This is a genomic window from Streptomyces sp. NPDC006365, assembly GCF_042870755.1.
GTDB classification, from domain to species: domain Bacteria; phylum Actinomycetota; class Actinomycetes; order Streptomycetales; family Streptomycetaceae; genus Streptomyces; species Streptomyces xiangluensis.
In genome coordinates, this window is record NZ_JBIAHS010000007.1 from 308,004 (window position 1) to 325,868 (window position 17,865).

Here is a 17,865-nt window from a genome sequence, read left to right on the forward strand (position 1 = left end):
ACTGTACGGCGGGCGTGCGAGCCCTCGTTCGGTGTTTCGGCACGCTTCGGACACCCCTCGGCACGGTGCCCCGAAGGCCGTGGGCGGAGGATGGGGACATGGAAGCTTCCCGAATCGCCGTGGCCGGGGCCTCCGGTCTCATCGGTGCGGCACTGGTGCGGTCGCTGACCGCGGACGGGCACGAGGTGGTGCGGCTGGTGCGCCGTACACCCCGGACGAAGGACGAGGTCGAGTGGGATCCCGAGCGGCAGTACGTCGACGCGGCGGGCCTCAACGGGTGCGACGCCGTGGTGAACCTCGCCGGGGCCGGGGTCGGTGACCACCGCTGGACGGACGCGTACAAACGGAAGATCCGCGACAGCCGGGTGCTCGGCACGGCGGCGCTCGCGGAGGCCGCCGCCTCCCTCTCCCCGTTGCCGCGGGTCTTTGTGAACGGCAGCGCGATCGGCTTCTACGGAGCGACCGGCGAGCGGGCTGTGGACGAGAGCGCGCCGCCCGGGGACGGGTTTCTGCCCTCGCTGTGCGTGGAGTGGGAGGAGGCGGCGGCTCCGGCCGAGGAGGCGGGCGTACGGACCGTCTTCGCGCGCACCGGTCTGGTGGTGTCCGCCGAGGGCGGGGCCTGGGGGCGGCTGTTCCCGCTGTTCAAGGCGGGGCTCGGGGGGCGGCTGGGTGACGGGCGGCAGTACTGGTCGTATATCGCGCTGCACGACCACGTGGCCGCACTGCGGCATCTGCTCGACACGGAGTCGTTGTCGGGGCCCTTCAACCTGACGGCTCCGCAGCCGCTCACCAACCGGGAGATCACGGCGGCGATGGGCCGGGTGCTGCACCGGCCCACCCTCTTCGCGGTGCCCGCGCCCGCACTGCGGCTCGTACTCGGCGAGATGGCCGGGGATGTGCTGGGCAGCCAGCGGGTGCTCCCGACCCGGCTTTTGGAGTCGGGCTTCTCCTTCGCGTTCCCCGGGATCGAGGACGCGATTCGAGCGGCGGCCCGGGGCTGATTCCGGTGGGGGTACGCGTGGGGCTGGGGTGGGGGTTTCTTTCCCCGGCCCCGCCCCTTCCCGAACTTGGGCTGCCGCCCCCAGGCCCCGCCCGGGGGTGGGGGTGACAGTCCTGTCGCGGCTGCCAGTGCGTCGTGGCTGGTCGCTCCCCCACTCTCGGCTCCTCCCCCACTCTCGGCTCCGCTCGAGCGGAGGGACCCCCCATGACCGGGGGACTCCCATCGCGGCGAAGCGCCCCCGTGCGCCCATGCCCTGCCCATGCGCGGCTCAACGCGGAGCGCCCCGCGCCCTAACCTCTTCCCAAAACTCCGGAATTCCGGAAGCGTGTCGGGGGCATGACGTCCCCAGGAGCCGCGCGACCTCGAGGAGGGGCACGTGCTTGAGCCCGCTTATCAGGCGGACGTCGTCATCGTGGGGGCCGGGGTCGCGGGACTCTCGGCTGCCCACCGGCTGACCAGCGCAGGAGTAAGGACCGTCGTCCTGGAGGCCGCCCCTTACGTCGGCGGCAGGATGTCGACCGAGAAGGTCGACGGTTTCCGGCTCGACCGGATCGGCCGGCTGTTGTCCACCGCGTACCCGGAGTTACGCCTCACTCCGGGGCTCGACGCCCTGACCCTGCGCCCGTTCGCACCAGGCGTCCTCGTCCACGCCGACGGACGTACGCACCGGGCGGGCGAACCCGGGAGCGCGGCGAGCGCCGGGGGCGCAAGGGGCGCACTCGGGGCGGCACGCGCCTTTGTGGCCGCCCCCCGGAGGCCACGCGCCGCCCGGCGGGCAGGGCCGTCGCCCGACGGTGCCGTGGCCCGGGCGGCGCCACCGGCCGCCGCCCCTCCCCTGCCGCGGACGTTCCCACCGCTCGGCGGTGCCGTCGACCAGGCACGGCTCGCCGCCGCGCTCGGCCGGATCGCAGCCGCCCCGGTGGAGCGCCTGCTGGCGCGACCGGACCAGCCGGCCGGTCACGCGCTGGCGGCGCGCGGCATGCCCGCTCGTACCGTCGAGGGCTTCCTGCGGCCGTTGCTGGCCGCGCTGCTCTGCGACCCGGACCTGACGACGTCCAGCCGGTGCGCGGATCTCGCGCTGCGCGCCTTCGCCGCCGGCCGGCTGTGCGTTCCGGAGGGCGGCGCCGACACCCTGCCGGAGCTGCTCGCCGCCGCCCTGCCGCCCGGCACGGTCCGCACCGGCGTGCACGTCACGTCCGTGTCCACGACGTCCGTACGCACCGCGGAACACGGCGACCTCCGTTGCCGGGCTGTACTGGTGGCGACCGGCGCACGCGCCGCCGCCGAGTTGCTGCCCGGGCTGCGGGTGCCGCCGTTCCACCCGGTGACGGTGGTGCACCACACGCCCGACGAGGTGCCCCCGGCCGGAGCGGGGCTGCTCCTCGACGCGGACCGTCGCGGCCCGGTGGCCCACACCGCGGTGCTCAGCGAGGTCGACCCGTCCCGCGCCCCCGCAGGCCGCGCCCTGGTCTCGTCCACGATCCTCGGCGCACCGCCTCCGGACGCCGACCGGGTCGTACGAGCCCACCTCGCCGACCTCTACGGCACGTCCACGCACCGCTGGGAACTCCTCGCCGTCCATCACACCCCGGACGCCGTTCCCGCGATGCCTCCCCCGCACGACCTGCGCCGCCCCGTCCGCCTCCTCGACGGCCTGTACGTCTGCGGCGACCACCGCGACACCAGCACGGTCCAGGGCGCCCTGCACTCGGGCCACCGCGCGGCAACGGCCCTGCTGACGGACCTCGGCGTCAACTCGTCCGCCGTGGCCCCGTTAACGGCCTCGACCGCCGCATAGGCGAGCGAGAGCCGGGGTGGAGGTCCCGTCGCGGGGCAGGGCCTCCACCCCACTGCGCTAGCGCAAAGCCGCGACCTTGTCGCGATACCCCCGCACAGGCCCCGCGTCCCGGTACGGCTCCAGCCGCCGCTCGAAGTCCCGTACGTACTCCACCGCCCGCACCGAGCGCATCTCGGCCGCCTGGGCGGCCGCCTCCGCACCCAGCTGGCAGGCCTGGTCGAGTTCGCCGAGGCCGAGGCGGGCGGTGGCGAGGACGACCCGGCAGAAGAGTCGGCTGCGGGCATAGCTGGGAGCCCGCAGCTGAAGGGACCGTTCGGCGTGCTGGGCGGCGGCCCGGTACTGCTGGAGGTCCCGGTGACAGTGCCCGAACTCGTCCGCGAGCTGCGCCTCGTCGAAGAAGCGCGCCCAGTACGGGACGTCGTCGGTGGGCCGTGCCGCCTCCATCGCCCGCTCGGCGCGTACGAGGGACGCCGTGCAGGCCCGTACCTCGCCGAGCACCCCGTGCCCGCGCGCCTCGGCCGCGTGCAGCAGCGCCTGCACGACGGGCGGCCCGGACGAGCCCACGCCCTGCTGGGCGACCCGCGCCAGCTGCACGGCCTCCCGGCCGTGGCCCAGGTACACGGCCTGCCGACTCATCGTCACAAGGACGTACGACCCGTACGGCCGGTCCCCCGCCGCCTGCGCAAGCCGCAGCGCCTGCACGAAGTACCGCTGGGCGAGTCCGTGCGCGGCGATGTCGTACGAGGTCCAGCCGGCGAGCCGGGTGAGATCGGCCGTGGCGGCGAACAGCTGGCGCCCCGTCTGCTCCCCGTACGTGCCGCGCAGCATCGGCTCCGCCTCGTGCTCCAGATAGCGCACGAGGGCCTGCCGGGCGTGGCCGCCGCCGTAGGCGTGGTCCAGTGCCCGGAACAGCTCCCCGACCTTCCGCAGCGCCGCGATGTCGCCCGTGGTCACCCTCTGCCCGGGCTCCCGCTCGGTCTGCACACGCTGCCGGGGCAGGGCGCCCGGGCGGCCCTGCGCGGGCACCCGTACGACCGTGGGGTCCCCGGTGCGGGCCACGCGGTCGTCGGGCCGCCCGATCAGCCAGTCCCGGCTCGGCACGACGAGCCCCGCCGGGGTGAACGCGATCTTGCGCAGTTCCGCGTGGCTCCCGGAGTCCTTGCGCCACAGTCCGCTGACGATGTCGACGGCCTCCTCGGGCGTGGCCGCGAACTCGAGCCCCGCGTACACGGGGGCACAGGCATCAAGGCCCAGGTCCTGCGCCGTGAGCCGGCGCCCGAGCCGGCGTGTGAACACCTCGGCGATCAGTGCGGGTGTCGTGCCGCGCGGTTGCTGGCCGCGTAGCCAGCGGGTCACCGACGTCTTGTCGTATCTCAGATCGAGCCCGTGCTCGAGACCGAGCTGGTCCACGCGACGGGCTAGTCCCGCGTTGGAAAACCCCGCTTCTGCGATCAGTGCGGCGAGCTGACGGTTGGGGGTGCGCTGCGCGGGTCGTTCCGTCATCTGCGGTGCGAACTCCTGCCTTCCAGGCCTCGGGGGGAATGGCCTCGTGAACGGCGTGAATGTAGCGGTCTGTAAGCGCGCGATTGCAGGCTTCGATACGCATTCATCCGATCGTGTGAGGATTGGCCATAGGTTGCCTCCCGCGCGGAGTGGAGCCGGCGGGACGGGGCCGGACATGGCTGGAACGTGGCCGGACGTACAGTGGCGTGGGGCGCGTACGCGCCTTACGGGTCTTCCAGGGAGGCGTTTGCCGTGGGTGAGTTGCGGTTCGTCCGGATGGGTTTCGGAGCGGACTCCGTCGAGTACCAGCAGGCCTGGGACGAGCAGCGCCGTGTGCACGCCGCCCGCTTCCAGGACGAGATCCCCGACACCTGTCTGCTCCTGGAGCATCCGCCGGTCTACACGGCGGGCCGGCGCACCGCCCCCGAGGAGCGCCCTCTCGACGGCACCCCGGTCGTGGACGTGGACCGCGGCGGCAAGATCACCTGGCACGGCCCCGGCCAGCTCGTCGGCTACCCGATCCAGAAGCTGCCGCGGCCCGTCGACGTCGTCGCCCATCTGCGCCGCCTCGAGGACGCGATGATCCGCGTGTGCGCCGACTTCGGCCTCGAGACCTCGCGGGTCGAGGGCCGCGCGGGCGTGTGGATACTCGGCGACCCGGTGGAACAGCGCCCCTCGCGATATGGAGGGGCAGCGCGTAGCGCTTCGGTTGAGGGTGGTGGTGGGCGACGGGCAGGAGGCCTCTCCCTGGACTTCGACCCGCGGCTCACGGACGACGAGTTCGACCCGCGCCTCAACGGTCCCGAGTACGCCCCCTCGAACGCCGGTCAGCGCCGTGAGGACCGCAAGATCTGCGCGATGGGCATCCGCGTGGCCAAGGGCGTCACGATGCACGGCTTCGCCCTGAACGTGAACCCGGACACCTCCAACTTCGACAAGATCATCCCCTGCGGCATCCGTGACGCAGGCGTCACATCGCTGACCCATGAGCTGGGTCGCGAGGTGACGATCGCGGAGGTGCTGCCAGTGGCGGAGAAGCACTTGCGGGGGGTGCTGGAGAACGCGGACCTGCGCCCGCGGATGACCGCGGATGCCTCCGGCGGTTGAGCGCGGGTGGGTTCGCCGGAGCCGCGGGCTTGTCAGGGGCGCGGGGCTGTATCGATGAGCGGAGCCGAGAGCGAGGGAGCGACAGGCCACAACGAACCCGCAGCCGCCAACGAACCTCAATACCCCAGCCCGTAGGCGCCCCGTTCCACCGCCGGAAGCAGGCGTACTCTGGTGAGCGCCTAAGAATCGAAGCACAGGGAGCCGGACGTGTCCGCAGTCACCCCCGACGGACGCAAGATGCTGCGCCTGGAGGTCCGCAACAGCCAGACCCCCATCGAGCGCAAGCCCGAGTGGATCAAGACCCGGGCGAAAATGGGCCCCGAGTACACCAAGATGCAGAACCTCGTGAAGAGTGAGGGCCTGCACACGGTCTGCCAGGAGGCGGGCTGCCCCAACATCTACGAGTGCTGGGAGGACCGCGAGGCCACCTTCCTCATCGGCGGCGACCAGTGCACCAGGCGCTGCGACTTCTGCCAGATCGACACCGGCAAGCCGGAAGCGCTGGACCGCGACGAGCCCCGGCGCGTGGGCGAGTCCGTGGTCACGATGGACCTCAACTACGCCACGATCACCGGCGTCGCCCGCGACGATCTGGAGGACGGCGGCGCCTGGCTGTACGCCGAGACGGTCCGCCAGATCCACGCCCAGACCGCGAACCGCGAGGCAGGCCGCACCAAGGTCGAACTCCTCGCCCCCGACTTCAACGCCGAGCCGGCCCAGCTCGCCGAGGTCTTCTCCTCCCGCCCGGAGGTCTTCGCGCACAACGTCGAGACGGTCCCGCGCATCTTCAAGCGCATCCGCCCCGGCTTCCGCTACGAGCGCTCCCTGAAGGTCATCACCGAGGCCCGCGACTACGGTCTGGTCACGAAGTCGAACCTGATCCTCGGCATGGGCGAGACCCGCGAGGAGATCAGCGAGGCGCTCAAGCAGCTGCACGACGCCGGCTGTGAGCTGGTCACCATCACGCAGTACCTGCGCCCGACCGTGCGCCACCACCCCGTGGAGCGCTGGGTCAAGCCGCAGGAGTTCGTGGAGCTGAAGGAGGAGGCCGACCAGATCGGCTTCTCGGGCGTGATGTCCGGACCGCTGGTGCGCTCCTCGTACCGTGCCGGACGCCTGTACCAGATGGCCATCGAACTGCGTCAATCAGCTGCTCCGCAGCGGGGTGGCGCGTACGTCGCCTCGCAGGCCGTCTGAGATCTCGTACGGCCCATTTGGTGGCACGGAGTGCCACCCGAGCGTGTGAATCCGCACACAAGACATTACTCGTGAGTAGTGTCCGATACGACGCGGTTCTGACCATTCCCGCAGATGGGAGCCACCGTCAGGGCCGCGTCGGCGTTTTCGGGCCTCGCATCAAGCCTTCATTGGCGTTTGACCGCCCGGTCACGCCCTGGTAACACCAATCAGTGACTCTGTTCTCACGCCACGTACAGACTCATCCCAGAGCCGTCATCCGAGGGGGGACCTCCACTATGCAGGCCGCGCCCGTACGCGCCACAGCGATTCCGTCTTTCACCGATGCACTCCGTGCCGTCGAGTCGATCCTCATGAGCAGCGGACAGCGCACCGCGCGCCGCAACGCATGGACCTCTGTCCTGGAGGACCGCCGCCGGGCCAAGGACAGGGTCGAGGCGCAGCGCGTCCTGGAGCAGTCCGTCCTGGAAGCGTCGTTCGCCCCTCGCCCGTGACCGCCCGCCGACGCGGCACCGCCGTCGTCGGCGCTTCCCGCGCCACGTAGACTTCACGGCATGGCGAGGAAGGACAACGCAGCGGACGCTGCGAACCCCGGGCGACTCAAGCAGATCGCTCTGACCTACAAGATGACCCGCAAGGCCGACTCCAAGATCGGTCTTGTGCTCGCGGCAGTCGGAATCGGCACCCTCGGTGTCTTCCTCGCGATCGGTTTCCTGATCGGTCACCCGGTCTATCTCGGTATTCTCGGCTTCCTCCTCGCCTTCCTCACGATGGCGATCGTCTTCGGACGGCGGGCCGAGCGTGCCGCCTTCGGACAGATGGAGGGACAGCCGGGAGCGGCGGCCGCGGTACTGGACAACATGAAGCGTGGCTGGACGACGACCCCGGCGGTGGCGATGAACCGCCAGCAGGACGTGGTGCACCGGGCCGTCGGCAAGGCCGGCATCGTGCTGGTCGCCGAGGGCAACCCGAACCGGGTGAAGGGCCTGCTGGCCGCCGAGAAGAAGCGGATGGCGCGCATCGTCGCGGACGTACCCGTGCACGACATCCTCGTCGGGACCGGCGAGGGCCAGGTCGAGCTCAAGAAGCTCCGCACCACGATGCTGAAGCTGCCGCGTGTCCTGAGCGGGCCTCAGGTCACCGCGACGAATGACCGGCTGCGCGCTCTGGGTGACCTGATGAGCAACATGCCCTTGCCGAAGGGCCCGATGCCCAAGGGGATGCGGATGCCGCGCGGCGGCCCGAAGACGCGGTGACGCTGCCGCTGGGCTCGGCAGTACGCCTGAGGGCGCCGGAACCTGTGAGTTCCGGCGCCCTCAGGCGTTTGTCAAGGTGGTTCTGCGGTTTGGCGACTGCGGGTCCGTCGTGGTTGCTCGCGCAGTTCCCCGCGCCCCTGAAAGACTGCGCCTCCCCGCGCCCCTGAGTGGGCCACACCCGAAGCCGCGCCCATGGGGGCCGGACCCGAAGCCGCGCCCTTGCGGGCCGCACCCGAAGTCGCGCCTCCGAGTGGGCGTTCCCAAGGGGCCCGCCCACTCACCGGCGCGGTCTCAGATCCGTACCTCGACCGTGCGGGCCAAGCGGTCGTGCAGGCCCCTGCCGTCTCGGTCCCAGATCAGGGCGGGGATGGCTACACACAGCAGGGCCGTGCGCAGGAGGGCGCGCAGGGGGTTGACCGTGCCGGTTTCCAGGGTGAGGACTCGCAGGCCGAACAGGCGCTTGCCGGGGGTGAAGCCGATCGTGCCGACGGTCAGGACGCTCATGACGAAGAAGATCAACAGTGCCCAGTTGCCCGTCGCCTGGTTGTAGCCGTCCGTGAGCAGCCCGTATGCGATCAGGAGGCACAGCCCCCAGTCGACCGCGAGGGCGCCGAGGCGTCGTCCGGGGCGGGCGATCGAGCCCGGGCCCGACTCCGGCAGGCCGAGCTGCTCGCCCCGGTATCCGAAGTCCGCACCGGCTTCCTCCGCGGCCGCGCGCGGTCCGGACAGCCACGATCCGATTGCTTGCCTGTTGTCCACGCGTCCACGGTACTGCGCCGGTTTTGATATGCGGACGGGTGGGGTCAGCCGGGCCGGGGTCGGTTAACTTGGGCGAAACAAATGGGTCACGCTTGAGAAACCACCCGTCCCTATTGTCGGGTCTCAGCGTGTGCCACCGCACTGGCCGCACGAACGAACTACCACCCCGGCACGGACGGTCGGGAGTAGGAGGAGCTGGATGTTCCAGAACGCCGACGAGGCCAAGAAGTTCATCGCGGACGAGGACGTCAAGTTCATCGACGTCCGCTTCTGCGACCTGCCTGGCGTGATGCAGCACTTCACGGTGCCGGCAGAGGCCTTCGACCCGAGCGAGGAACTTGCCTTCGACGGCTCCTCGATCCGCGGCTTCCAGGCCATCCACGAGTCGGACATGGCGCTTCGGGCCGACCTGTCCACCGCGCGCGTGGACCCCTTCCGCCGTGACAAGACGGTCAACATCAACTTCTTCATCCACGACCCGATCACGGGCGAGCAGTACTCCCGTGACCCGCGCAACGTGGCGAAGAAGGCGGAGGCGTACCTCGCCTCGACCGGGATCGCCGACACCGCGTACTTCGGCCCCGAGGCCGAGTTCTACATCTTCGACAGTGTCCGCTTCGAGACCAAGTCGAACGAGGCCTTCTACCACATCGACTCCGAGGCGGGCGCCTGGAACACAGGTGCGCTGGAGGACAACCGCGGCTACAAGGTCCGCTACAAGGGCGGTTACTTCCCGACCCCGCCGGTCGACCACTTCGCCGACCTGCGTGCCGAGATCTCCCTGGAGCTGAACAAGTCCGGCCTCCAGGTCGAGCGCCAGCACCACGAGGTGGGCACCGCCGGCCAGGCCGAGATCAACTACAAGTTCAACACGCTGCTCGCCGCGGCCGACGACCTCCAGCTCTTCAAGTACATCGTGAAGAACGTCGCCTGGCGCAACGGCAAGACGGCCACCTTCATGCCGAAGCCGATCTTCGGCGACAACGGCTCGGGCATGCACGTCCACCAGTCGCTGTGGGCGAACGGCGACCCGCTGTTCTACGACGAGGCCGGTTACGCGGGCCTGTCGGACACCGCCCGCTACTACATCGGCGGCATCCTCAAGCACGCCCCGTCGCTGCTGGCCTTCACCAACCCGACGGTGAACTCGTACCACCGCCTGGTCCCCGGCTTCGAGGCCCCGATCAACCTGGTCTACTCGCAGCGCAACCGCTCCGCGGCCATGCGTATCCCGATCACGGGCTCGAACCCGAAGGCCAAGCGCGTCGAGTTCCGGGCGCCGGACTCCTCCGGCAACCCGTACCTCACCTTCGCGGCCCTGATGCTGGCCGGCCTGGACGGCATCAAGAACAAGGTCGAGCCGGCCGAGCCGATCGACAAGGACCTCTACGAGCTGGCTCCCGAGGAGCACGCGAACGTCGCGCAGGTCCCGACCTCGCTCCCGGCCGTCCTCGACTCCCTCGAGGCCGACCACGAGTTCCTCCTCCAGGGCGACGTCTTCACGTCCGACCTGATCGAGACGTGGATCGACTACAAGCGCACGAACGAGATCGCTCCGCTCCAGCTGCGTCCGCACCCGCACGAGTTCGAGCTCTACTTCGACGTGTGATCGACGCGTAGGCCTCGTAAGCCTGTAGGCCTCCGGCTTCAGAGCCCCGTCACCGCCCCTCGTGGGCTGGTGGCGGGGTTCCGTCGTTCTCTGCCTTGGGAGCGGACCGATGCACACTGGAATCGGGACGAGTGCCCGATGTGTGGTGTGTGGGGTGATCGTGATGCGGAGCCGATTCCAGCCCGACCGGCGGTTGAACACGCGGATGGGGGTCACGCTGTTCCTGCTCGGGCTCCTGTACGTGGCGTTCGTCGCCGCCCTGATCGTGCTGCTGAAGTCGTGGGTGCTGGTCGTGGTGATCGCGGCGGCACTGCTCGGTGCGCAGTACTGGTTCTCGGACCGGCTCGCGCTGTTCGCGATGCGCGGGCGGATCGTGGAGCGCGAGGAGTATCCGCAGCTGCACGGGGTGATCGACCGGCTGTGCGCCACCGCGGACATGCCGAAGCCCGCCGTCGCCGTGTCCGGCATGGAGATGCCGAACGCCTTCGCCACCGGGCGCAACGCCGATCACGCCGTCGTGTGCGTGACGACCGGACTGCTGCGGCGGCTTGAGCCCGCCGAGTTGGAGGGTGTGCTCGCGCACGAGCTGTCGCATGTGGCGCACCGCGATGTCGCGGTGATCACGGTGGCCTCGTTCCTCGGGGTCCTCGCGGGCCTGATCGTACGGTTCGCGTTCTACTCGCAGGTCTTCGGCGGGCACGGCCGCAAGGACCAGAACACGGCCGTCGTGTTCATGACGGTGATGGCGGTGTCCGCGGCCGTCTACGCGCTCAGCTTCCTCCTCATACGGGCTCTGTCCCGATACCGGGAGATGGCAGCCGACCGCGCCGCGGCCATGCTCACCGGCCGCCCCTCGGCGCTGGCCTCCGCGCTGACCAAGCTCACCGGCGACATCGCCAAGATCCCCACCCGGGATCTACGGACCGCGCAGGCCTTCAACGCGTTCTACTTCACGCCCGCGCTCGGCAGGACCCCCGGCATCCAGCGGCTCTTCTCGACCCACCCGAGCCTCGAGGAGCGGCTCGATCAACTGGGCCGGATATCCGGCGAGCTGGGCGAGTCGCCGGCCTCCGGGAAGGCAGGCTGACGAGTATGGGGCTCCTGGACATCCTGCTGGGCCGCAGCAAGCCGGTGGCCCCCGACCTCGACCAGCTCTTCGCGCTGCCGTCGGCCGCGGTCACCCTGGAGGCGGCGGCAGGGTTCACGCCGACCGGGCACGGCTCGGTGTGCTTCGCGACGGTCGAAGGGGCGGCCTTCGACGACGTACGACAGGAAGTGCGGGCATTGTTGGACGCGGACGCCGAGCGGACGGGGCCGCCGGTGGAGGTGAGCCGGGACTCGTACGGGTACACGTGGCTGGTCTCGCGGCGGGAGCCCAGGGATCTGCCCGCGCTCGTGAGTGATCTCCACGCGGTGAACACCGCTCTGGAAGGCAGCGGGTTCGGGCCGCAGTTGCTGTGCTCCGTCGTCGGCTTCGTCGGCTCCGCCGACTTCTGGGACGAGCCCGAGCGACGGACGCTCGGGCTCGTCTATCTCTACAAACGCGGCACCTTTTATCCGCTGTGCACGCGGCCTGGCCGGCAGAAACGCGACAACGCGCTGGAGCTGCAAGTCGCAGCGGCACTGGAGAACGACCTACGGATCGAGCGGGACAAGGCGCGCTGGTTCCCGCTCTGGGACGCTCCCGGACTGGTCGATTGAGTGCCCCTAGAGGCCCTTCCGCTGCCGGGACGCCCAGGGGCGCTCGCGGCGGTACCGGCGCTCCCACCTGGCCTGACGGTCACGGCGCTGACGGTATGCGCGGTAGCTTTCGTCGGCGCGAGCCGGGGAGCCCGCGGGGCCGCCGGATGACGTGGACGGCCCGGTGTGGCCGTAGCGGACATGCAGGTAAAGCAGCGCGGCGGCGGCGATCCACCAGACAGGGTTACTGAACCCCATGACGGCCAGCACGAGGATCGCCAGAATGATCAAGGTACCCATGACGAGCCTCCTTCACGTGATGGGTTGGGACGTCGCGGCTTGCGAACACCCGTTCGTCGGTGGGTTGAGAGTAGTCCTCAGGATGACGGGTGATGCCACTTCGCCGAAACCGAATTAGTCCGCCGGGTTGGGCGGTCGGGGCGGCCCCCCTCCGGTTTCGGGAAGGGGCGGGCTGCTCGGGGAAAGGCCCCCGGCCAAAACACCACGCGCCGGCCACCCCCAGGGGCGACCGGCGCTGGAGAAGAAGCCCGGGGACCTCAGCGGGCGTAACGCATCAGCGCGCGCACCATGTGGCACGTCGTGTCCGACGGCGGGTGGACGCCGATGAGTTCGGCCGTGCTGCGGATCCTCTCGTTACGGGCCTGGTTGGGCATGTAGACACCGGAGTCCAGCAACGCGATGGCGAGCCGCATCGCCTTGAGGCGCCGGTTGTGCGTGATGTACCAGTCACGCGGACGCCCCGGCGGGAGCGGCCGCTTCTCGACGGGCTCGTACGGCAGATCCAGCGGAACCGGCCTCTTGGCTGTGGACTGCGTGGGCAGCGGGAAGAGTGCGGCAGCGGGCACGGGCATCCTCCTGTCGCGGTCAGGGAGCCGTCCGTCGGCGCCCTCGAACACTACTAACAGTTTACTGCCCACCACTGACATCGAGACACTCCGCAGAGCCCGACAAAGGCCCAGGTGAGCACGGGAATTGGCATGCTGTCACCCCAGGTCCGCAAGGTGCGCATGGGGTGCCGTCAAATTCGAACAGAGACCTCGGCGGGCACGCACACGACGGCGGCAAGGTTTCCTCCTCGTGCGGTCGCGCAGGCGGCGCCCCTTGCCCGGACCACGCCCTCCCAGGAGAAGAATTACTCAACTTCCTTTGTGATCTAAGCCACTTGAGTGACTCGTGTTAACCATCGAGTAACTCCGTTCGGTATCTCGTACATAGCGGCGTACTCCCCGCTCACGACCGGGTCGCCGCCAGGGCGGCCGGAGACAGGAGGCGCGCCATGCCGCGTACGTCGCGTAGGAGAACGATCGGCCCGAAGAAGAAGCTCGCGTTGTTGGTGAGCGCCGCGGCGGTCGCCGGAGGCGGGGCCTTCGCTCTGGCGGCCAACTCGAACGCCGCGCCGGCCGGTCAGGCGCCGTCCTCGGCGGTCTGCAAGGGGCTGGCCACGGCGCTCGGGAACAACGAGAAGTTCATCGAGGGGCAACGCGCCAACCCGGATGCGCAGTCCGAGGCCCGGATCGCCAACCGGGAAGCGGTCATCGCGGAGATCGAGCGCAAGCAGGAAGCCTCCGGCTGCACGCCCGGGGAGTCGACTCAGGACACCCCGGCCGAGCAGCCGGCATCGGCTCCCGCAGACACCTCCGGCGACACGACGGGGGTCGCCGGAGGTGAACAGGTCTGCGCAGGTTCGACCGTCACACTCTCCGGCGAGGCGGGCGCCCCGGCCGCGTCCAGCAACCAGTTCCCAGCCGGTACGCAACTGAAGGTCACGAACCTCGACAACAACAAGTCCACGACAGTGGAGGTCACTTCAACCTCCGGCAGCTGCGCCCTCCTCAACAACGCGGCCTTCGAGCAGGTCCGCGAGCCCGGCAAGTTCCTGATCCGTCGGGCGCTGATCGAGAAGGTGGGGTGAGGCTCGGCCCCGGAGGAGTCAGCCACCGAGGAAGTCGATGAGGCGGCGGCCCAGTTCGGCGGGTGCGGCCTGCGGCAACGCGTGATGCGAGATGTCGGGCAGTACCTCCGTCTCCGCGCGCGGCAACAGCCCGCCTGCCTGCGCCGCCACTTGGTAGGCGTCATGAGTCCTGCCGTTGCCGGCCAGGACCAGCAGGACCGGCACCTCCAGGCCCCGCAGCGCCTCCGGCACCGGGCGGGGCCCTGTCACCGGCTTCGCGGAGGGGAAGCCGGCGGCCGTCTCCTGGAGGCGGAGCCAGTCCGGATCGAGGCCCACTCCCCCGGTCTCCCACTCCAGGAAGGCGCGGACGCGGTGGGGCGCGGGACGCAGCAACATCGGCAGGGCATGCAGCAGGTACGCCGCCTTGTACCCGGCGAAGCACTGGGTCGGGTCCAGGAGGAACAGGCGGCGCACCCGGGCGGGCGCCAGCAGCGCGTAATGCAGGGCGATCCAGCCGCCGTACGAGTGCCCACCCATGTCCGCCGTCTCCACACCGAGGCCATCCAGGAGCGCGTCCAGCCAGACGGACAGGTCGGCGACCGTACGGGGGCGACGGTCGCCGACCCGTTCGCTGCGGCCGGGGGCACCGATCAGGTCGACGGCGAGGACGCGGTGGTTGCGGGCGAGGTCGGCGGCCTGGGCGTGCCAGGAGGCGGAGGTCGCACCTCCGCCTCCTGGCACGAGGAGAAGCGGGGGCGCATCGGGCGGTCCGCAGGCATTGACGTACGTCGTACCGAACGGCGTGGAGACGCGGATCGCCTCCCGTTCCGCGGGCCATTTGGCCATGACCTTGTCGTAGGCCGACTGAAAGGCGTCGCTGTCGTACGTACTCATGGAGCCCTCCCGTATTATCTCGCCGAGCGAGATATTCGACGAGCGAGATGATAGCCGGAGGCGGCACATGCGGAACCAGGGCCCCGAGATGGAGATCGTCCATCTCCTGCGAGCGGTGACGGTCGAACTCGGCCTGCACAGCGCCCGGTTCGCGAGCCACAACGGCATGCACCCGACGGACGTACGCGCCCTGATCGAGCTCATGGATGCCTCCCGGGCCGGCGAGGAGATGACGGCAGGGCGGCTCGGTGCCGCGCTCGGGCTCAATTCGGCCGGGACCACTTCGCTGCTCGACCGGCTGGAGGGGGCCGGGCATGTGCGGCGGGTGCGGGACCGGCAGGACCGGCGCAAGGTGGTCGTCGAGGTGGACGAGCGGGCGGTCGAACTGGGGTGGTCCTTCTTCGGGCCACTCATCGGGAAGGCAGTGGAGCTGCTCCAGAGCTGCGACGAGCGGGAGCGGGAGGCGATCCGGGGCTTCCTGGAGGGGATGCGGGACGCCTCGGCCGGGGACGAGTGACGCCCCCCCGTACAGCCTTCGCTTCGCCTCCTCCGCTCCCGTACTCCCTCGTATACGACGGAGCCCACCCGCTCTCAAGGCGGGCACCCAGTCCACAAGCACCAGGTAACACGGGCTTCACAGCCGAGCAATGATCGGGAAATCCCCTGTTGACAGGCTGCGGGCATCCCCGCGGCGCCTCAGTGCCGCAGCGCCGCGCGCCCGTGACGACCGAGCGCAACAAGACCCACCCCGAAGGATGTGGCCCGTGACCTTCAAGGCTGAGTACATCTGGATCGACGGCACCGAGCCGACGGCCAAGCTGCGTTCCAAGACGAAGATCCTGGCCGATGACGCCAAGGGCGAAGCGATGCCGATCTGGGGCTTCGACGGGTCTTCCACGAACCAGGCCGAGGGCCACGCCTCCGACCGCGTGCTGAAGCCGGTCGCCACCTTCCCGGACCCGATCCGCGGCGGCGACGACGTGCTCGTCATGTGCGAGGTCCTCAACATCGACATGACGCCGCACGAGTCCAACACCCGTGCCGCGCTCACCGAGGTCGCGGAGAAGTTCGCCGCTCAGGAGCCGATCTTCGGCATCGAGCAGGAGTACACCTTCTTCAAGGGCTCGCGCCCGCTCGGCTTCCCCGAGGGCGGCTTCCCGGCCGCGCAGGGTGGCTACTACTGCGGTGTCGGCTCGGACGAGATCTTCGGCCGTGACGTCGTCGAGGCGCACCTGGAAAACTGCCTGAAGGCGGGCCTGGGCATCTCCGGCATCAACGCCGAGGTCATGCCCGGCCAGTGGGAGTTCCAGGTCGGCCCTCTCTCCCCGCTCGAGGTCGCCGACCAGCTGTGGCTGGCGCGCTGGCTGCTGTACCGCACCGCCGAGGACTTCGGCGTCTCCGCGACGCTGGACCCGAAGCCGGTGAAGGGCGACTGGAACGGCGCGGGCGCGCACACCAACTTCTCCACGAAGGCGATGCGCGAGGGCTACGACGCGATCATCACCGCGTGCGAGTCGCTGGGCGAGGGCTCGAAGCCGCTCGACCACGTCAAGAACTACGGCGCCGGCATCGACGACCGCCTGACCGGTCTGCACGAGACGGCTCCCTGGAACGAGTACAGCTACGGCGTCTCCAACCGCGGCGCCTCTGTCCGTATCCCGTGGCAGGTCGAGAAGGACGGCAAGGGCTACATCGAGGACCGCCGCCCGAACGCGAACGTCGACCCGTACGTCGTGACGCGCCTGATCGTCGACACCTGCTGCACGGCCCTGGACAAGGCCGGCCAGGTCTGACCCGTACGACCCGGGCCTGATCCCTACGAACGGGTCCGACCCGTACGACTCCGTGAGGGGGCGTCCGCCACAAACGGTGGACGCCCCCTCACCGTCATCTGCTTCATGGGGCCATGGCCAGCCTCCAGAAGCACCCCGCGACAGGTCGCCACGACCTCGAGCCCTTCTGGCAAGCTCGGTGCGGAGCACCGGCGGGCGATCCGGACGGTACGGCGCGTGGGGTACAAGTACGCGCCGCCGCCCGGGCGTTGACAGTCGAGCCTCCGCTCTTCTGTCAGCAGAATCCGTTCCGTCCCGGGATGCGACCGTGCAGAGTCGGTGGCATGAGACTTCTGGTGCTGGGTGGTACGGAGTTCGCGGGGCGGGCCGTCGTCGAGGCCGCGCTCGCCCGCGGCTGGGACGTGACCGTCTTCAACCGGGGGCGGCACCAACCACCGTCGGGCGTACGGTCGTTGCACGGCGACCGCACCGCGCCCGACGGGCTCGCCGCCCTCACCGAGGGCGAGTGGGACGCCGTCGTCGACACCTGGTCGGCGGCGCCCCGCGCGGTGCGGGACACGGCGCGGCTGCTGCGGGGCCGCGCCGGGCGGTATGTATACGTATCGAGCTGCTCGGTGTACGAGTGGGCGCCGCCCGCCGGGTACACCGAGGACGCATCCCTGGTCGAGGGCGCCGAGGCCGGCGCGGAGCAGACCGACTACGCGCGGGACAAGCGGGGCGGTGAACTGGCCGCGATCGAGGCGTTCGGGACGGACCGCTCCGTGCTGGTGCGGGCGGGGCTGATCCTCGGGCCGTACGAGAACGTGGGCCGGCTGCCCTGGTGGCTGGTTCGCATGGCGTGTGGCGGGCCGGTGCTGGCGCCGGGGCCACGGGACCTTCCCCTCCAGTTCGTCGACGTCCGCGACCTCGCGGAGTGGACCCTGGGGGCGGTGGAGCGGGAGCTGGGCGGACCGTACAACCTGATCAGTCCCCAAGGGCACGCCACCATGGGCGAGTTGCTCGAGGCGTGCGTGACCACCGTCGGCGCAGCCGCCGAACTGCGCTGGACCGAGCCGGAAGTCATCCTGGGCGCGGGCATCGAGCCGTGGACCCAGCTGCCGGTGTGGGTGCCGCCGGGCAGTGACATGCACGACGCCCTGCACAGCGCGGATGTGTCCAAGGCCGTCGCCACGGGGCTGCGCTGCCGTCCCGTGGCCGAGACCGTCGCCGACACCTGGCGCTGGCTCCAGGACATCGGCGGTACGGCGCCCATGCGGCCGGACCGGACCTCGAAGGGCCTCGATCCGGAGGTGGAGGCGAAGGTGCTCGCGGCGGGCGAGGGGGGTGTACCTGGCACCACCCCCTGACCGGGGTGCCC

At 70.3% G+C, this 17,865-nt stretch carries 18 protein-coding genes and 1 pseudogene; 14 read left to right on the forward strand and 5 right to left on the reverse strand.

Annotation, left to right across the window (positions count from 1 at the left end; all coding sequences use genetic code 11):
- The first annotated feature begins 98 nt into the window (after positions 1–98).
- Together ACFYO0_RS21660 and ACFYO0_RS21665 are read left to right on the forward strand one after the other, a co-directional pair.
- Positions 99–1,001: a TIGR01777 family oxidoreductase gene (locus ACFYO0_RS21660; RefSeq protein WP_388678254.1), complete on the forward strand. Its 903-nt coding sequence runs from the start codon at positions 99–101 to the stop codon at positions 999–1,001.
- Between the two features lie 375 nt (positions 1,002–1,376).
- A complete protein-coding gene (locus ACFYO0_RS21665) occupies positions 1,377–2,798 on the forward strand; it encodes an NAD(P)/FAD-dependent oxidoreductase (RefSeq protein ID WP_388678256.1) in 1,422 nt (473 codons plus the stop codon).
- 57 nt (positions 2,799–2,855) lie between these two features.
- Here the strand turns inward: ACFYO0_RS21665 and ACFYO0_RS21670 are convergent, their stop codons facing one another.
- Positions 2,856–4,301 carry a regulator gene (locus ACFYO0_RS21670; RefSeq protein WP_388678258.1) on the reverse strand — a complete coding sequence of 482 codons (1,446 nt, stop codon included), beginning with the start codon at positions 4,299–4,301 and terminating at the stop codon, positions 2,856–2,858.
- A gap of 252 nt (positions 4,302–4,553) precedes the next feature.
- Between ACFYO0_RS21670 and lipB the strand changes: the two genes are divergently transcribed.
- The 4 genes from lipB (at position 4,554) to ACFYO0_RS21690 (ending at position 7,861) form a co-directional block, all read left to right on the forward strand.
- Complete coding sequence (gene lipB, locus ACFYO0_RS21675; RefSeq protein WP_388678260.1) at positions 4,554–5,408, forward strand: lipoyl(octanoyl) transferase LipB; 855 nt, start codon at positions 4,554–4,556, stop codon at positions 5,406–5,408.
- Between the two features lie 207 nt (positions 5,409–5,615).
- Positions 5,616–6,605: a lipoyl synthase gene (lipA, locus tag ACFYO0_RS21680; protein ID WP_388678263.1), complete on the forward strand. Its 990-nt coding sequence runs from the start codon at positions 5,616–5,618 to the stop codon at positions 6,603–6,605.
- A gap of 278 nt (positions 6,606–6,883) precedes the next feature.
- Positions 6,884–7,099 (forward strand): hypothetical protein, encoded by a 216-nt coding sequence (locus ACFYO0_RS21685; RefSeq protein WP_388678266.1) that lies wholly within the window; start codon positions 6,884–6,886, stop codon positions 7,097–7,099.
- A gap of 60 nt (positions 7,100–7,159) precedes the next feature.
- Positions 7,160–7,861: a DUF4191 domain-containing protein gene (locus ACFYO0_RS21690; RefSeq protein WP_388678269.1), complete on the forward strand. Its 702-nt coding sequence runs from the start codon at positions 7,160–7,162 to the stop codon at positions 7,859–7,861.
- A gap of 291 nt (positions 7,862–8,152) precedes the next feature.
- Here the strand turns inward: ACFYO0_RS21690 and ACFYO0_RS21695 are convergent, their stop codons facing one another.
- Positions 8,153–8,620, reverse strand: a complete 468-nt coding sequence (locus ACFYO0_RS21695; RefSeq protein ID WP_386346102.1) for an RDD family protein — start codon at positions 8,618–8,620, stop codon at positions 8,153–8,155.
- Between the two features lie 199 nt (positions 8,621–8,819).
- Here ACFYO0_RS21695 and glnA point away from each other — a divergent pair, with 199 nt between their 5' ends.
- The 3 genes from glnA (at position 8,820) to ACFYO0_RS21710 (ending at position 11,930) form a co-directional block, all read left to right on the forward strand.
- Positions 8,820–10,229: a type I glutamate--ammonia ligase gene (gene glnA / locus ACFYO0_RS21700; protein ID WP_388678272.1), complete on the forward strand. Its 1,410-nt coding sequence runs from the start codon at positions 8,820–8,822 to the stop codon at positions 10,227–10,229.
- 163 nt (positions 10,230–10,392) lie between these two features.
- Positions 10,393–11,316 (forward strand): zinc metalloprotease HtpX, encoded by a 924-nt coding sequence (htpX, locus tag ACFYO0_RS21705; RefSeq protein ID WP_388678275.1) that lies wholly within the window; start codon positions 10,393–10,395, stop codon positions 11,314–11,316.
- 5 nt (positions 11,317–11,321) lie between these two features.
- Positions 11,322–11,930: a hypothetical protein gene (locus tag ACFYO0_RS21710; protein WP_388678277.1), complete on the forward strand. Its 609-nt coding sequence runs from the start codon at positions 11,322–11,324 to the stop codon at positions 11,928–11,930.
- Between the two features lie 6 nt (positions 11,931–11,936).
- On the opposite strand, the gene ACFYO0_RS21715 is transcribed toward ACFYO0_RS21710, so the two are convergent.
- Positions 11,937–12,209 (reverse strand): hypothetical protein, encoded by a 273-nt coding sequence (locus ACFYO0_RS21715; protein ID WP_388678280.1) that lies wholly within the window; start codon positions 12,207–12,209, stop codon positions 11,937–11,939.
- 257 nt (positions 12,210–12,466) lie between these two features.
- Positions 12,467–12,775 carry a hypothetical protein gene (locus ACFYO0_RS21720; protein WP_388678283.1) on the reverse strand — a complete coding sequence of 103 codons (309 nt, stop codon included), beginning with the start codon at positions 12,773–12,775 and terminating at the stop codon, positions 12,467–12,469.
- A 431-nt stretch (positions 12,776–13,206) separates the two neighbouring features.
- Between ACFYO0_RS21720 and ACFYO0_RS21725 the strand changes: the two genes are divergently transcribed.
- On the forward strand, positions 13,207–13,842 hold the full coding sequence (locus tag ACFYO0_RS21725) for a hypothetical protein (protein WP_388678285.1): 636 nt from the start codon (positions 13,207–13,209) through the stop codon (positions 13,840–13,842).
- A gap of 18 nt (positions 13,843–13,860) precedes the next feature.
- Here ACFYO0_RS21725 and ACFYO0_RS21730 read toward each other — a convergent pair whose 3' ends face one another.
- Positions 13,861–14,715 carry an alpha/beta fold hydrolase gene (locus ACFYO0_RS21730; protein ID WP_388678287.1) on the reverse strand — a complete coding sequence of 285 codons (855 nt, stop codon included), beginning with the start codon at positions 14,713–14,715 and terminating at the stop codon, positions 13,861–13,863.
- A 67-nt stretch (positions 14,716–14,782) separates the two neighbouring features.
- On the opposite strand from ACFYO0_RS21730, the gene ACFYO0_RS21735 reads away from it, so the two are divergent.
- The 4 genes and pseudogenes from ACFYO0_RS21735 to ACFYO0_RS21750 all read left to right on the forward strand — a co-directional run bounded on the left by ACFYO0_RS21735 (position 14,783) and on the right by ACFYO0_RS21750 (position 17,854).
- Complete coding sequence (locus tag ACFYO0_RS21735; protein WP_388678290.1) at positions 14,783–15,232, forward strand: MarR family transcriptional regulator; 450 nt, start codon at positions 14,783–14,785, stop codon at positions 15,230–15,232.
- 247 nt (positions 15,233–15,479) lie between these two features.
- The gene (gene glnII, locus ACFYO0_RS21740; protein ID WP_388678293.1) at positions 15,480–16,508 is read left to right on the forward strand and encodes a glutamine synthetase; all 1,029 of its coding nucleotides are present in this window, start codon (positions 15,480–15,482) and stop codon (positions 16,506–16,508) included.
- Positions 16,509–16,679: 171 nt separating this feature from the next.
- Positions 16,680–16,760, forward strand: a pseudogene (locus ACFYO0_RS21745) (winged helix family transcriptional regulator); the annotation flags it as partial.
- A 71-nt stretch (positions 16,761–16,831) separates the two neighbouring features.
- A complete protein-coding gene (locus ACFYO0_RS21750; protein ID WP_388678296.1) occupies positions 16,832–17,854 on the forward strand; it encodes an SDR family oxidoreductase in 1,023 nt (340 codons plus the stop codon).
- The last annotated feature ends 11 nt before the right edge of the window (positions 17,855–17,865 follow it).